The 14,894-nt window shown below is 64.0% G+C and carries 12 protein-coding genes, 1 tRNA gene and 1 pseudogene; 11 read left to right on the forward strand and 3 right to left on the reverse strand.

Annotated elements, in window-relative coordinates:
* Position 1: 1 nt before the first annotated feature.
* Together JN302_RS06500 and JN302_RS06505 are read left to right on the forward strand one after the other, a co-directional pair.
* Entirely contained in the window at positions 2-1,870 is a 1,869-nt protein-coding gene (locus tag JN302_RS06500) for an AMP-dependent synthetase/ligase (RefSeq protein WP_202332359.1), read from the forward strand.
* A 377-nt stretch (positions 1,871-2,247) separates the two neighbouring features.
* A complete protein-coding gene (locus JN302_RS06505; RefSeq protein ID WP_244846221.1) occupies positions 2,248-3,372 on the forward strand; it encodes an ABC transporter substrate-binding protein in 1,125 nt (374 codons plus the stop codon).
* 56 nt (positions 3,373-3,428) lie between these two features.
* Here JN302_RS06505 and JN302_RS06510 read toward each other — a convergent pair whose 3' ends face one another.
* Both JN302_RS06510 and JN302_RS06515 read right to left on the reverse strand, forming a co-directional pair.
* A complete protein-coding gene (locus JN302_RS06510) occupies positions 3,429-4,292 on the reverse strand; it encodes an AraC family transcriptional regulator (protein ID WP_244846222.1) in 864 nt (287 codons plus the stop codon).
* 773 nt (positions 4,293-5,065) lie between these two features.
* A complete protein-coding gene (locus tag JN302_RS06515; protein WP_202334215.1) occupies positions 5,066-5,521 on the reverse strand; it encodes an Lrp/AsnC family transcriptional regulator in 456 nt (151 codons plus the stop codon).
* 136 nt (positions 5,522-5,657) lie between these two features.
* Between JN302_RS06515 and JN302_RS06520 the strand changes: the two genes are divergently transcribed.
* Entirely contained in the window at positions 5,658-8,138 is a 2,481-nt protein-coding gene (locus tag JN302_RS06520; protein WP_202332361.1) for a transketolase, read from the forward strand.
* Positions 8,139-8,616: 478 nt separating this feature from the next.
* Here JN302_RS06520 and JN302_RS06525 read toward each other — a convergent pair.
* A pseudogene (locus JN302_RS06525) lies at positions 8,617-9,054 on the reverse strand (transposase); the annotation flags it as partial.
* Here JN302_RS06525 and JN302_RS06530 point away from each other — a divergent pair.
* From JN302_RS06530 to JN302_RS06565, 8 genes are all read left to right on the forward strand, one after another.
* A tRNA-Arg gene (locus tag JN302_RS06530) sits at positions 9,029-9,100 on the forward strand. The pseudogene JN302_RS06525 and the gene JN302_RS06530 sit on opposite strands and share 26 nt — an antisense overlap.
* A gap of 336 nt (positions 9,101-9,436) precedes the next feature.
* A complete protein-coding gene (locus JN302_RS06535) occupies positions 9,437-10,399 on the forward strand; it encodes an ArdC family protein (RefSeq protein WP_202332362.1) in 963 nt (320 codons plus the stop codon).
* On the forward strand, positions 10,396-10,800 hold the full coding sequence (locus JN302_RS06540; protein ID WP_202332363.1) for a DUF2958 domain-containing protein: 405 nt from the start codon (positions 10,396-10,398) through the stop codon (positions 10,798-10,800). Before JN302_RS06535 ends, JN302_RS06540 begins: the two co-directional genes overlap by 4 nt.
* Positions 10,801-10,944: 144 nt before the next feature.
* Positions 10,945-11,127, forward strand: coding sequence for a hypothetical protein (locus JN302_RS39005; RefSeq protein WP_244846223.1), 183 nt, complete (start codon positions 10,945-10,947; stop codon positions 11,125-11,127).
* 124 nt (positions 11,128-11,251) lie between these two features.
* Positions 11,252-13,417, forward strand: a complete 2,166-nt coding sequence (locus JN302_RS06550; RefSeq protein ID WP_202332364.1) for a ParB/RepB/Spo0J family partition protein — start codon at positions 11,252-11,254, stop codon at positions 13,415-13,417.
* Between the two features lie 94 nt (positions 13,418-13,511).
* A complete protein-coding gene (locus tag JN302_RS06555; protein ID WP_202332365.1) occupies positions 13,512-13,985 on the forward strand; it encodes a hypothetical protein in 474 nt (157 codons plus the stop codon).
* A gap of 82 nt (positions 13,986-14,067) precedes the next feature.
* Positions 14,068-14,334 carry a DUF6117 family protein gene (locus JN302_RS06560; RefSeq protein ID WP_202332366.1) on the forward strand — a complete coding sequence of 89 codons (267 nt, stop codon included), beginning with the start codon at positions 14,068-14,070 and terminating at the stop codon, positions 14,332-14,334.
* A 175-nt stretch (positions 14,335-14,509) separates the two neighbouring features.
* The gene (locus JN302_RS06565) at positions 14,510-14,893 is read left to right on the forward strand and encodes a DUF4326 domain-containing protein (protein WP_202332367.1); all 384 of its coding nucleotides are present in this window, start codon (positions 14,510-14,512) and stop codon (positions 14,891-14,893) included.
* Position 14,894 lies beyond the last annotated feature (1 nt).

A 14,894-nucleotide genomic window follows, 5' to 3' on the forward strand; every position in this document is an offset into this window, starting at 1 on the left:
GATGAACGTCGAATCCCTGACATCGGGAGCGCAGCTCGTCGACGTAACCATTCCGCAACTCCTAAGCGCTCGGCGAGCCGAGCGCATGGATGTGCCCGCTTATCACCAGAAGCGTCACGGCAAATGGACTGCCGTGACCTGGAAGGAATATTCGGACCGCGTCGTGAGCCTTGCGGTGGCGATGCAGAAGGCCGGGCTGGAGCGCGGCGACCGCGTCGCCATCATGGGCGACGTGGCGCAGGAATGGCTGATCGCCGACATGGCGACGATCTGCTCAGGCGCCGTGATGGTCGGCGTGTACTTCACGTCGTCATCCGAGGAAGTCGCGTACTATCTCACCGATTCGGGATCGACCTTCATTTTCGTCGGCAGCGAGGTTCAACTCGGCATCGTCATGGCGTCCGGGCAAGCCGACAAGCTGAAGAAGATCATTGTGCTCGATCCGGACTGGAAGGGCACGGGCGCGGCGGCAAACGTCGTCTCGATCAAGGACTTCTGCGGGACCGCGCCGGTCGACACCGACGCGTTTCTTAAGGAGCATAGTGCGAAGGCCAAGTCGAGCGATCTGGTCAGCATCGGATACACGTCCGGCACGACGGGTTTCCCCAAGGGCGCGATGCTCACCCACCTGTCGCTGCTCGCGGGCGCGCACTGCGTCACCACCTTCACGCCGCGCATGAAGGACTGGCACCGCGTCGTCGTGTTCCTTCCGATGTCGCATACGGTCGCACGCGCGCAGGCGACTACGCTTCCGCTGATCGTGAAGATGGTGCCGTATTTCGGCGAAACCAGCACGACCTTCGCCCAGACGATGATCGAGGTGAAGCCGACCTACTTCATGGCTCCGCCGCGTTTCTTCCAGCGGTATGCCACGCACATTCTCAGCAGGGTCCATTCGGGATCGGCGAAGCAGAAGCAGGACTACCGGTTCGCGATGAAGATCGCGCGCAAGGCGCTGGACAATCGTCAGGCCGGCGGCGAGCCCGATCCGTTCATCGCGGGACTGTTCGAGGTGTGCCGCGAGCAGATCTTCCGTCCGCTTCTAGCCGAGGTCGGCCTGGACGAACTGAAGGTCGCCTACACCTCGTCAGCGGCGATGCCGCCGGAGCTGATGTCGCTGTGGCAGCTGTGGGGGCTTCAGCTCAAGGAATGCTACGGCCAGACCGAGCTGGTCGGCGCCAATCTCGTGCAGATGGCCGAGTGGCCCGAAGCCGGCACCGTCGGCGTTCCGCTGCGCGATCCCGCGTGGGAGACGGTCGTTCTCGAAGACGGAGAAATGATCACCCGCGGTCCGGGTCTCTTCGTCGGCTACTGGAACAAGCCTGAGGAAACAAAGTCGGCGCTGCGCGACGGCTGGCTCTACACCGGCGATGTCGTCGAGGTGGGACCGACGGGCCTGTTCAAGTTGGTCGATCGCAAGAAGGAGATCATCAACACGTCGAACGGCAAGTCCGTCAGTCCGACGCAGATCGAGAACGAGATCCGGCACAGTCCGTTCATCTCCGAAGCGGCGGTCATCGGAGAGGGCAAGAAGCACCTCACCGCGCTGATCGAGGTGGACGCGACTGCAACAATGGAATGGGCGAAGTCGCGCGATTCCAAAGTTGCGACCTATGCCGATCTCGCGAATTCCGAAGTCGTCATCCGGATGATCGAGGAAGAGGTGGCCAAGGCCAATGCGCGGCTTGCGAGAGCCGAGCAGATCAAGGCTTTCCGCATTCTTCCCGAGGAACTGTCGCCCGACACCGGCGTGATGACCGCGACCCGCAAGAAGCGCCGCAAGCAGCTTCATGAGCGGTATCAGGCGCTGATCGATACGCTTTACGACGAGAGCGAAGAAAAGATGATCAGGTCCGAGATGGGCATGTGATCTGAACGATTGTGCAGTCGCGACGGGCGTGCGCCAGGGACGCTCGTCGCGGCCGCATGTGAGGGGCGTGCGCGCTGGATCATCAGAAATCGCACGGGGACAGGTGTTGGTCCAAAATGGGCGAAAGGGGGGTAGCAACGGCGAACGCGCATAAGGCGCGGTACGGGCTGGTCGGCTGGGAGGCCTTGAGTTCCGACCCCGCGTTTCGATGAAAGAATGTCCTACGAAACCGTCTCAATCGTTTGCTCGCATTGAAAGGGAGTCACATGACTAAACGTAACGGAAATGGGCTGACACGGCGCACCGTTCTCGGTACCGGCGTTGGCCTTGCGGCTGCTGGTCTCGTGTCATGGCCTGCGAAGGCGGCGCCCACCAAGGTGAAGATCGGCGCGATCATGCCGAGCAGCGGCGTGCTCGCGTTCCCCGGCCAGGCCTGCGTGCGCGGCATCGACCTCGGCGCGAAGTTCGCGCGCGAGAAGTACGGCCTCGAGATCGACATTGTTCATGCCGATACGCAGAGCCGTCCGGAAAACGGCCGCATCGCCGCCGAAAACCTGATCCGTCAAGGCTGCACCGTGCTGATCGGCGCGTGGGACTCGGGTGCGACGATTTCGGCGCTTCAGGCTTGCGAAGCGGCAAAGGTGCCGATGGTCGTGCACATCGCGAGCGCGACCCAAGTGACCTCGCAGGGCTTCACCCAGGTCTTCCGTTACTACCCGACATCGCTGGCCATCATCCGTCAGTCGCTGACCGACCTGAAGGCGCTGCTGCCGACGCTTAGCGGCGGTGCGCCAACCACCGCGGCCGTTCTGCACCTGAACAACGTCATGGGCCAGTCCAGCGCCGCGAGCATCGAGCAGGCGTGGAAAGAGGTCGAGATGCCGATCAAGCTGGTCGGATCGATCCCGTATGACGAGAAGGCCAAGGATCTGTCGGTCGAGGTCGCGAAGGCCAAGGCGACCGGCACCGAGATGCTGTTCCCGATCACCCGCGTCAACGATGCCATCATGATCACGCGCGAATGCGTAAAGCAGGGATGGGATCCGAAGATGATCTACTCGGCGAACTCGAACGGCGTCATCGACAAGGCCTATTACGACGCGCTCGGCAAATACGCCGACGGTCCGATGGTGTCGGCGCTCTACTACAATCCAAAAGCGCCCGACGCGCAGAACATTCTCGAGATGTTCGCCGCCGACTATCCGAACGACTGGCTGGACGGCAACGCCGCCTGCGCGTTCGAAGCCGTTCAGATTGCGAGCGACGCCGTCAAGCGGGCCGGCTCGTCCGAGTCCGCAGCCATCCACGGTGCGCTCAAGACGACGGACATGGATCCGGTCCTGATGTCGTCCGGCAAGATCAAGTTCGACGCGACCGGCCAGAACATGAACTGCGCGGTGGCGCTGCTCCAGGCGCAGAACGGCAAGCCGCGCGTGGTGTCCCCGAAGGGAATCGCCGAAGCGGAGCTGAAGTATCCGCTAGCTCCGTTCAGCGCCCGCTAAGGCCAGACCATCGACAGTTGCGGCGCCGGATCGATCCGGGGCCGTTTTTCTCTGGACTAGCCGAGCGGCTCGCGGCTGAGGAAGCTGGACCGCTCCGCCAGGAAGCGGCGCGGGCTCTTGCCCATGGTTTTCTTGAACATGGTGATGAAGGCGCTGGGCGTCTCGTAGCCGAGGTCGAGCGAGACCGCCTGCACCGAGGATCCCGCCGACAGGCGCTTCAGCGCAACCAGGATATGCAGCCGCTGCCGCCAGCGGCCGAACGTCATCCCGGTTTCCTTCAGAACCAGACGCGCGAAGGTGCGCTCGCTCATCGCGTAGCGCGCAGCCAGCTCCTCCACCGTGCTGCGGTCGCCCGGCTCGTTGAGCAGCGACGCCGCAAGATGCTGAAGACGGCTGTCGGCGGAGATCGGCAGGTACATCTGTTCGGTGGACATCTGCACCAGCTCGTCGAGCAGCACGCGGCCCAGCCGGCTGGTCGGACCTTCAAGAGGATAAAGCGGCGGAAACACCGCCAGCCGATGGATCAGCTCGCGCACAAGCGAAGTGATAGTGAAGGTGCAGCAGGTGCTCGGCAGCATGCTCGCCTTCGGGTCGATGAAGACGACGTAGACCTTGCCGTAGTCGGACACACAATTGCTGTGCAGGACGCCGGCGGGAATCCACACCGCGCCCTGCGGCGGCACGATCCACAGGCCGCCCGGCGTCCGGCACATGACCGAGCCGTGCGAGGCCACGAGGAGCTGGCCCTTCTTGTGGGAGTGCAGCGGAAGCTCGTCGTTGTTCTCGTTCGTTTCGATGCAGAACGAGACGATGGGCCGGTCGAACTGATCTGGATCGATCGGATCGTAGTTGATTCGAAGATCCGGCAAATCCATCCGGGCGAACCCGGGATCGAACTCGACTATGGGTGACAGGCGCATCGCATCCACTCGTGATGGCTCAGGTTGTTGTCGTCGGATCAGACCTGCACGGCGCAGTTCGCGACAGAATAGCGCGCCGAAAGATGACCGCCACGGCAAAGTCAAGGCGGTCCGACTGAAACCCTGCGGCAAAATGGCTGGCGCGCGCCGCAATCGGTGTCCAGCGAGCAGGCCGTGGCGCCGGTCTTCACGCAAAATTGCGCCGGCGCAGGATCGCGGCCACGCCAGCCATTTTCGTTTGGCGCCCCGAGCCGGCGTCGCTGCGGCGCGCCGCCGATCGCGCACGGGGTGTCCCATGCCTCACGCGCGTTTTCCGTCTGGCCCAGAATCCGCGCCTCTGCCGCCCCACATGCGGGCGATCCGGTCCGCCGCGCCCCCCGCGGGACGGGTTGTTTTGCCGGATTCGCGGTCGCGCCTGTCCAGGCCGTGCTTGCTATCGGAACGTCATGTTTTTCGGCAAGATATGCCATGCAACTCAATGCCACGAAGGATGTGCTTCTCTTGGAGTCCGATCAATGACCGTTCACATCGATCCGCCGATCAAAGCGGCCAATCGCAATCGTCCGACCCGGATCACAATGAGACCGCCGATTGGCTGGCGTCTGTCGGGTCGCTGTATCGCAACGCAGGCGCAGAGCGCGTCCGTTTCATCCTGTCGGCCTTGGACCAGCGCGCCAAGGAACTCGGCGTTCTGTCCGAAGCGCCGCCTTACTCGCCGTATCGCAACTCGATCCCTAGAGTCGCAGCCGCCCTATTCGGACGACATCGATCCGTCACTCCAGGGGCAGCACTTCCGACCGCTTGACTTGGCCGAGGGCGAAGCTCGTCTCGATAGAAGCGACGCCGTCGAGACGGGTAAGCTTCTGCTTGAGGAAGCGCTCATAGGCTTCGAGATCACGCGCGACGATGCGCATTAAATAGTCGCGCTGACCCGTCATGAGGTAACAGTCGACGACTTCCGGCCATCGCGCCACGGCCTCGGCGAAGCGGTCGAGATCCTCCTCGCGCTGGCGTTCCAGCTTGATGGAGGCGAAGGCGCTGATCGGCAGGCCGACCTTGGTCTGGTCCACAACGGCCGTGTAGCCCTTGATGATGCGGTCGCGCTCCAGATTGCGCACGCGCCGCGCACAAGGCGATTGCGACAGGCCGACTCGATCGGCCAAGTCGGCGACCGTCATCTTCCCGTCCGCCTGAAGCGCCCTGATGATCTTCTTGTCGATGGCATCCATGACGACACTTAGCTCGTTCTTCTGCACGTCAGCGGCATCGTGGTGATTTCGGCCAATTCTCCGCAATATGCAATTCGAAATTGGTCGGTCTCGCCTGCGGAAACATCCTAAGCTCGCTTCAGCGTGGAGGTTTCCGATGAGCGACGACGAGATTCTGGCCGTACTGGAAAAGAAGGTTCTGTGGCTGGCGACGTGGATGATCCACAACGCCAACCATCTGCGCGACAGCGCGGACGGCTTGAAGGTCGGCGGCCACCAAGCCTCGACAGCATCGCTCGCGACCATCATGACGGCGCTCTATTTCTCTGTCCTGCGGCCCGAGGATCGCGTCGCCGTCAAACCGCACGCCAGCCCGATCTTCCATGCGATCCAGTATCTGCTGGGAAACCAGTCGCTGGACAAGATGAAGAATTTCCGCGGCTACAAGGGCGTCCAGTCCTATCCGTCGCGCACGAAGGACATCGACGATGTCGACTTCTCGACCGGCTCGGTCGGGCTGGGCGTCGCGCAGACCCTGTTTTCCTCGCTCGTGCAGGACTACGTCCATGCCAAGGGGTGGGCCGCCGATTTGCCGGAAGGCAAGATGGTGGCGCTGATCGGCGATGCCGAAATGGACGAGGGCAACATATTCGAAGCCTTGATGGAAGGCTGGAAGCATGGCCTGCGCAACACCTGGTGGGTCGTCGACTACAACCGGCAAAGCCTGGACGCGGTGATCCGCGAGGGGTTGTGGGAGCGCTTCGACGCCATCTTCCGCAGTTTCGGCTGGGACGTCGTCGTGCTCAAGTACGGCAGCCTGCAGAAGGCTGCCTTCGCGGAGCCGGGCGGAGAACGCCTGCGCGACTGGATAGACAGTTGCCCCAACCAGCTCTATTCCGCGCTCACCTTCCAGGGCGGGGCCGCATGGCGCAAGCGCCTGATGGACGATCTCGGCGACCAGGGGCCGGTTTCGCGCCTGATCGAGAAGCGCAGCGACGCAGAACTCGCCCAACTCATGGGAAATCTCGGCGGACACGACCTGCCCTCCATCCTCGACGCATTCCGGCAGGCGCGCGAACACGACCGCCCGGTCTGCTTCATCGCCTACACGATCAAGGGCTTCGGCCTGCCGCTCGCCGGCCACAAGGACAACCACGCTGGCCTGATGACGCCGTTGCAGGTGGCGGCGCTGTGCGAGGCGATGCAGGTCCGCGAGGGGCGGGAATGGCAACCCTTCGAGGGGCTGGACATCCCGGAGGCCAAACTGCGCGCCTTCCTCGAGGCGGCGCCCTTCGTCCAAAAGGGTACGCGGCGCTACGCAGCTCCCGCGGTCGACGTGCCCGAAGAGCTCGCCTACGGCGCGCAGCCGTCCATGTCCACCCAGCAGGGTTTCGGGCTGCTGATGCACGAGATCGGCAAGTCCGAAACGCAGTTCGCACGCCGCGTCGTCACCACCTCGCCCGATGTCACGGTCTCGACTAATCTCGGCGCCTGGGTCAACCGCCGCGGCCTGTTCGCCAAGGAGCAGATGACGGACCTGTTCAAGGCGGAGAAGATCCCGTCCACCTACAACTGGACCTTCTCGCCGGATGGCCAGCACATGGAACTCGGCATCGCCGAGATGAACCTGTTCATCATGTTGTCAGCGCTCGGCCTGTCGCATTCTGTCTTCGGTGAGCGCCTGCTACCGGTCGGCACGCTCTACGACCCCTTCATCGAGCGCGGCCTCGATGCGCTCAACTATGCCTGCTACCAGGACGCGCGCTTCATGCTGGTAGCCACGCCGTCCGGAATCTCGCTGGCGCCGGAGGGAGGCGCCCACCAATCGATCGCAACTCCGCTCATCGGCATGGCGCAGGATGGCCTGGCGAGCTTCGAACCGGCGTTTGTGGACGAGCTCGCCGTGATGATGCGCTGGGCCTTCGAATACATGCAGCGCTCGGGCGACCAGAAGCCGGATGAAACGACATGGCTGCGCGACGCCACCGGCGGCTCGGTCTATCTGCGGCTTTCCACCCGCTCCATCGAGCGGCCGCGCCGGGAGATGACGCCGGCGCTGAGGCAGGACATCATTAACGGCGCCTACTGGATGCGCAAGCCCGGACCGAATGCGCAGGTGGTGGTGGCCTATACCGGCGTCATGGCGCCGGAGGCGATCGAAGCGGTGGGGCTAATGGGCGAGGACCGGCGCGACGTCGGACTGCTCGCCATCACGTCGGCCGACCGCCTCAATGCGGGCTGGACCGCGGCGCAACGCGCCCGCGAGGCCGGGCTCGCCTATGCCAGCAGCCATATCGAGCGCCTGATGGCGGATATCCCCTCGCATTGCGGCATCGTCACCGTCATCGACGGTCACCCCGCGACGCTCGCCTGGTTGGGTTCCGTCCACGGCCACCGGACGCGCTCCCTGGGCGTCGAGCATTTTGGGCAGACCGGCACGCTTGCCGACCTCTATCACCATTTCGGTATCGACGCGCAAGGGATCGTCAAAGCGGCGCAGACGCTCACGCCCGGCAGACCCGTCCGCCACCTCAGGGCGGTGTCGCCCTTGGCAGGATCGCCGGCTGGACCAGCCCGAACGCTTTGTCGTGCAGTTGGAGATCTTGAGACCGGTATCGGACAAAGGACATGCCAATAATCACCGAAATTGCGGATCTCAAGGGCGACTACAGGCGGCGGACAGGCGGCAGCGGAGAGCGGATCCTAGACTGAGCAGACATTCCACGAGAACATATCTGAGTTCAAGGAAATCCGGTTCCGGCAGCGAGGTGGCAGTGGATATATCTGACCGTATCCTTGCTCCGAAATGATCGGCCACGAGGGCCGCGCCGTGCCGTAGTAGCGAACCGGCGCAACTCCGTAGACGGGAGGATGCATCGCTTTCGGCCGGGCAGGAGGCGTTTCGATATGGCGCCGGGAGAACTCGCGCCCCGGCTACGAGCCAACCCTCAAACGCAACAATATGGCCTCGGTGAGCACGAACGTCCTCTACTTAGAAATGGTGCTCTCCCGAACGTGGAGCAGACGCTCCGCAGACTAATTACCTTCTTTAGTCTGCGGTGCTCTGTTAAGTCCTTGAAAGATTCGCGCGCCGAACGACATGAAACGGTTCTTCCTCACTTTGTGTGGCGCGATGGCAGCATTCGTGCCCTCAGCAATTCGGGGCCTGCCCTGCCGTACATTGCGCGCTTGAGGATCTTGAGGCGGTTAATCTGGCCTTCGGCCTGTCCGTTGCTCCAGGGCAGCTCAATGGCGTTGTTGACGGCATCGATGTCTCTGCGCAAAACACGGGCGAACCGCATGATCGGAACGAGTTCGGAGTCGATTGCATCGTCGATCCACGCGTCCAGTGGTGCCGATCTCTTGCTGCGAAGGATGCCGTTGAAGCGCATCGCCAGGCGTCGCATCTCGGCGAAAGCGCCAGATCCCTGCTTCAGGGCACCGACCTTCCTTGCCTGCCGCGCTGTGACCAGGCCTCGCGGCTTGATGCACAGCCCCGTGGCAACCACCTGTGAGATCGCACGGCCGGTGTCCGGATCTCGAACAGGTTCCAAACTGCGAATCTGGGGATCAGGAGTTCGAATCTCTTCGGACGCGCCACTTAACAAACGGAAATCACTTAATTTTCTGCCCTCGCCGTAATGGCTCCCCAGCATAGCAATCCATCTTAGTCTGGGGTTTTTCACCCTATGGGCACGAAGGGCATCAGCACCGACAGCGCATGAATCCGAATTCTTTGTCGTGGGTGGTGGCGGTTGGAGGATGATTTATGGGGGAATGCCTTCCCCCTGGCCGGCGCCGCGGTCGCCGACACCCCCCCTTCTGCGGGGAGCGTCCCGCAACGCCCCCTTTAGAGTGAGAGGTCGGCCCGATTTCCCGTGACGGGTTGAGGGCCGGAGGAAAGGCTTCCGGCGCCCGTCGCGGAGACAATCCCCGATGGCCAGACTTGACCGCAGCGCTCGCGCCGGTTCGGCTCGCACGAGCCTTTACGACGACATCACCAACAAGATCATCGCCGAATTGGAGGAAGGCCGTGTGCCCTGGGTCCAGCCCTGGGGCACGTCTGCTGCGAAAGCACCGCTCGGCCTGCCGAAGAACGCCGCTACTTCCCGCAGCTACAGCGGCATCAACATCCTCATTCTCTGGGGAGCCGTCACGCAACATCATTTCCCCAGTCAGGGCTGGCTCACCTTTCGCCAAGCCCTCGCGCTCGGCGGCAACGTCATGAAGGGCGAGCGCGGCACCACCGTCGTCTATGCCGACCGCTTCACGCCTGAGGACGAGAAGAAACGCGCCCGTGAGACCGGCGAGGAAGCGCAGGCGATCCCCTTCCTAAAGCGCTTCACCGTATTCAACACGGCGCAGTGCGAAAACCTGTCCGAGGAGATCGAGGCTGCCGCGCCGCCTCCGCCGTCCGGCCTAATCGAGCCGAAGGTCGAGGCGCTCATCAAAGCGACCGGCATCGACTTCCGTATTGGTGGCGATCGCGCCTACTTCGATGTCCTGAACAACTATGTTCAGGTCCCTCCGCCCCAAGCCTATTTCGAGCCGATCAACTGGCACCGTACGGTGCTCCACGAGGTCGGTCGCGCCAGCGGCCATGACACGCGTCTCGGCCGAGACCTGGGCGGTTCCTTTGGTTCGAAGCGCTATTTTGTCGAAGAGATTGTCGCCGAGCTTTCGAGCGCCTTCTGCTGCGCGACGCTTGGAATCACACCTACGGTGCGACATAGCGATTACATCGGCGCGTGGATCGACACGATGCGCGAGGATAACCGCGTCATCTTCCGGGCCGCTTCTCAGGCCAGCAAGGCAGCCGACTGGATTCTCTCCTTCCTCCCATCGGACGAGCAGCCGGCCATTGAGGACGAAACCATCATCGACAGGAGGGCGGCATGATCCTCTTAACCGACGAGCTGCGCGAGCAGCTTCTCGCCAATGGTCGCCAGCGCGATGTCGATCATGTACCGGTGGTCAAGTTCTTCAATCCGCTCGGCGATGGCATCTGGCTCGCGACCGAACTGGATGCAGACGGCGATACGCTCTACGGCCTCGCCGATATCGGCGAACCCGAGCTTGGCGGTTTTTCGCTCGAGGAGATGGCGTCGATCAGCCTGCCCTTCGGCATGGGGATCGAGCGCGACATCCTCTTCACCGGTGATTTCCCGATCTCGGTCTGGGCAGAGGCCGCGCGCCAGGCCGGCAGCATTTGCGCGGCCGAGCGCGTGCTGTACGCCGCGGCTCGCTCCAGGCGTCAATCCGAGCAAGCCGGCCCGGAGGAGCGCCATGATGAACCGTGAGCACCCGCGTGCAGCGCTCACGCGTATGGAATACTGCTTGGCGGAAACTCGTCAAAACCTCGCCCTTGTCGAGTGTCGGCCTTGCGATCGCGCGGAGGCAGAGACCATCGTCGACGCCCGAAGTCGCGGTGATATCATCGCCACATGAGCCGATGGACCGGCGCCGACGAGGCGGAATACCGACGCATCCTTGACCGCATGACCGATGCCACGCAAGCCGAGCTCGACCGCCTTCGCCGCAAGGCAGAGCGGCAGAGCGATGCCATCGATCCCCTGCGGTGCAAATATCGCATCAACGAGGAGCGGCCCTGGCTTTTCGTGTTGTGACCGTTGCGACAGACGGCTGCGCCGGAGCTACCGGCGCAGCCGAGAGTGAGAGAGGGGTTGGGATTTCCGCGACGGGTTGGAAGCGGAGAGAGTGGCTCTCGGCGTCCGTCACGGAGTAACCACCATGGCAAGAGCCGCCAAGAAGAAGCCTGCCGTCCAGATGATCGTCTTCTCGCGGGCGCGCGACATTCCCTTCGACCGCATCAGCCTGTCGGACAGCAATGTGCGCGAGACCGGCGTCGAAGCGGGCCTGGATGAGCTCACCTTCGACATCGAGCGCCGCGAGGATCTCGTGCAGGGCCTCAATGTCCGTGCCATCCTCGACCAGGACGGCAACGAGACCGGCGATTTCGAGACGCCGGCGGGCGGCCGCCGCTATCGCTCGATCGCCCGGCTCGTGAAGGCGGGCCGCTTCCCCGAGGACGGGCTCATCCCCTGCATCGTCAAGAAGGCCGACGCCAAGACCTCGGCCCTGGACGACTCGCTGGCCGAGAACGTGCATCGCCTCGCGCTGCATCCGGTCGACCAGTTCCGCGCCTTCAAGCGCATGGTCGAGGGTGGCATGACGACGGAGGAAGTCGCCAACGCCTATTTCACCACGCAGCGCTATGTCGAGCAGCGCCTGCGCCTCGCCTCGGTCTCGCCTAAGCTGCTCGACATCTATGCCGCGAACGGCATGACGCTGGCGGTGCTGGAAGCGTTCACCGCGCATCCCGACCATGCGCGCCAGGAGCAGGTCTGGGATGCAGTCAGGCAGTCTCACTTCCGCGAGCCCTGGCGCATTCGCCAGACCCTCACCGAGACGACGGTCCCGGCCTCGGACAAGCGCGCCCAGTTCGTCGGTCTCGACGCCTATGTCGCGGCCGGCGGCACGGTACTGCCGCGCTATCTGTTCGACGAGGACGATGACGGTTGGCTGGAGGACGTTTCCCTCCTCGACAGGTTGGTCAACGACAAGCTCAAGGCCGTCGCCGACGAGGTTGCTGCCGAAGGCTGGAAGTGGATCACCGTCAGCCTCGAACTTCCCTATGGCCACGACGAGGGACTTCGCCCACTCGCTGGCACCTTCGCGGAACTCACGAAGAAGGAGCGTAAGCAGCGCGAGGCACTGCGTCAGGAGCAGGAGCACCTCGAAGCCGAATACGCCAAGGCCGACGAGCTGCCCGAAGAGGTCGACCAGCGGCTGGGCGAGATCGAGAAGGAGCTCGACGCCTTCGAACGCCGTCCGGCCGTCTACGATCCAGCGGAGATCGCCATCGCCGGCGTCTTCATCTCCGTCGGTTCCGACGGCGAGTTGATCGTGTATCGCGGCTATGTTCGACCCGAGGACGAGCCGGCCGCAACCATCGACGGCGATGCGCCGGACGCTGAAGCCGATGGCCAAGACGGCGACGAGCCGGAGGCGCCGCATATCCAGCGCGCGGTCATCACCATCGGCGGTGAGCCGGCCGAGCCGCAGGAGGACGACGAGGAAGACATCATCAAGCCGCTTCCGGAGCGGCTCGTGATCGAACTGACTGCGCACCGGACGCTCGCGCTGCGCGATGTCGTTGGCAGCAATCCGCATGTCGCCCTTACCGCCCTGCTGCACAGGCTGGTGCGCGACACCTTCCGGCGGACCGGCACCTCCGGCGCCAGCCTGCAGGTGTCAGTCAACCACGTCTTCTTCCGCGAACAGGGCAAGGATCTCGGCGAGAGCCCCTATGCGAAGTCGATCGCCCAGCGGCATGAGGACTGGAAGGCAGATCTGCCGGCTGATGAGGATGCGCTGTGGGACTGGCTCGACGCGCTCGACGACGCCAGCCGCCTCGCGCTGCTCGCCCATTGCGTCAGCTACGGAGTCAACGCGCTCTACGAGCGTCCGAACCCGTTGAGCGCAACGGGCATCTCGCAGTCGGCCCTCGACCGGCGCATGGCCGAGGCTGATCGGCTGGCACGCGTCACCGGCCTCGACATGGTGGAAGCCGGCTTCCGGCCCACCGTCGAAAACTATCTCGGCCGTGTCACCAAGCCCCGCATCCTCGAAGCCGTCCGCGACGGCGCGGGTGAGCGCGCCGCCCAGCTCATCGACCATCTGAAGAAGGGTGACATGGCCAAGGAGGCCGAGCGTCTCCTGGCGGACACGGGCTGGCTGCCCGAGCCGCTGCGCCTGCTCGATGCCGAGCCGGAACATGCCGCCGACACAGATGGCGATGCCGGTGACGAGGTGCTGCCGGCCTTTCTCACGGATGACGACGAGGTGTCGGCGGATGCCCACGCCGAGCCGATCCACACGATCGCCGCCGAATAACCCAGGCGGGGCGGCTTCGGCCGCCCCGTTCATTCCCCTTCCACCTCGAGGCCCGGCAAACCGTCGGGCCGTTTTCGTTTCAGGAGATAAAACAATGTCCGCCTACAACGTCTTGGATGCGCCGCTCGGCAGCTTGGTCAGATATTTTGACGGCGCCCCGAAACCGCCCGCTCGCTTCATCAAGAAGCTCGCGGCCTGGGAACGGCGCAACGGAGTCGGCCGGCTCGTGCGCAAGGAACCGGCACGCGAGCGCCCGACCTACACGAGTCCGCCATGCTTCACCTTGCACGAGGGCAACTTCGCATCGGGCGCGGTGATCCTCGTCACCGTCATGCGCACCCATTCCGTCGATAGCGATCTCTCCTTCGAGATCGTCGAGCGCCCCGCCATCGGGATGGTTCGCGTCCTCCAGCAACTCGGCGACAACAGCGAACTGCTGCATCTCGCGCAGGATCGCGGGGCAGCCGAGCTCTGGCTGGCGAAGGCGGGATATAGCTCCGCCAGGCTGGAAGAAGTCACCGCTGACGAGGTTGGCGCCGATGTCGTCGAGGGCCGCGCGGCGGCGTGACGCCCAGAACCACGGCCCGATTCACAACCCCGCCCGGTTTCCCACAGGAGCGCCGGGCTATTTCGTTTGAGGAGAGAGAAACGTGGCTATCCCCGACTACGCTCGCACCAACTTCAACACGCTGCTGCGCGCCGCCGGCGACGGCAATCTCGCGCTGATGGAATGCGCCGACGCATTGACGGGCGAGAAACGCTACGTCATCGCTGCCGTCGGCCGTGACGGCGGCGACTACGTCTTCACGCCCTTCGGCCATCTCGCCGACGGCAACCCCTGTGACGCTTACCTGCCACCAGACCCCTACAATCCGGACGGCTTCCTGCCGAACGGCGATGACGCAGGACCGGCATGATCAGAACTCCACACTGCCGTGGCCTTCCGTCTCTGGCCTCCCGATCCGTTGCGGTTCCCCTGAATGGACGCGGCGCGGCGCCGGTCGACGGCAAGCCGTTCCCGCCGACGGCGTGACCGACGCCGCCTGACCGCGTCCCTCGCTGATCCGCCGCAACGGATCAGGAGGAAGCGGAATGTGCAAGGTTCTGAATAACCGCGTCGCCGGCGTTCCTGCCGGCGCGGCTTACATCGGCCGCGGATCGAAGTGGGGTAATCCGTTCCGGATCGGGCCGGGCGGCGACCGGGCCGCCGTCATCGCCAAGCACGAGCGCTGGCTCGCAAACCAGCATGGTCTTCTGCGTTCGCTCGACGAATTGCGCGGCCACGATCTCGTCTGCACACCGCTCGCATGCCACGGCGATCTTCTTCGCCGTCTGGCCAATGCCAGCCGCGACCAGCGCCTGGTGGCGTGGGATGAAGGCCGCGGCCTGAGAGCCCGAGGAAGGCCGGGACGGGTTCGAGCCGGTGCGGTCGAGAGAGAGCGCCGCTCAGGCTCATCCCGTTCCCGCTCTCCTTAGG

It is taken from the genome of Mesorhizobium sp. L-8-3 (genome assembly GCF_016756615.1).
In the GTDB taxonomy this organism is placed as follows: domain Bacteria; phylum Pseudomonadota; class Alphaproteobacteria; order Rhizobiales; family Rhizobiaceae.

Coding starts and splice junctions, on each gene's coding strand:
- JN302_RS06500 (WP_202332359.1), top strand. CDS start 2: ATGAACGTCGAATCCCTGACATCGGGAGCGCAGCTCGTCGACGTAACC.
- JN302_RS06510 (WP_244846222.1), bottom strand. CDS start 4,292: ATGCGCCTGTCACCCATAGTCGAGTTCGATCCCGGGTTCGCCCGGATG.
- JN302_RS06515 (WP_202334215.1), bottom strand. CDS start 5,521: ATGGATGCCATCGACAAGAAGATCATCAGGGCGCTTCAGGCGGACGGG.
- JN302_RS06520 (WP_202332361.1), top strand. CDS start 5,658: ATGAGCGACGACGAGATTCTGGCCGTACTGGAAAAGAAGGTTCTGTGG.
- JN302_RS06535 (WP_202332362.1), top strand. CDS start 9,437: ATGGCCAGACTTGACCGCAGCGCTCGCGCCGGTTCGGCTCGCACGAGC.
- JN302_RS06540 (WP_202332363.1), top strand. CDS start 10,396: ATGATCCTCTTAACCGACGAGCTGCGCGAGCAGCTTCTCGCCAATGGT.
- JN302_RS39005 (WP_244846223.1), top strand. CDS start 10,945: ATGAGCCGATGGACCGGCGCCGACGAGGCGGAATACCGACGCATCCTT.
- JN302_RS06550 (WP_202332364.1), top strand. CDS start 11,252: ATGGCAAGAGCCGCCAAGAAGAAGCCTGCCGTCCAGATGATCGTCTTC.
- JN302_RS06555 (WP_202332365.1), top strand. CDS start 13,512: ATGTCCGCCTACAACGTCTTGGATGCGCCGCTCGGCAGCTTGGTCAGA.
- JN302_RS06565 (WP_202332367.1), top strand. CDS start 14,510: ATGTGCAAGGTTCTGAATAACCGCGTCGCCGGCGTTCCTGCCGGCGCG.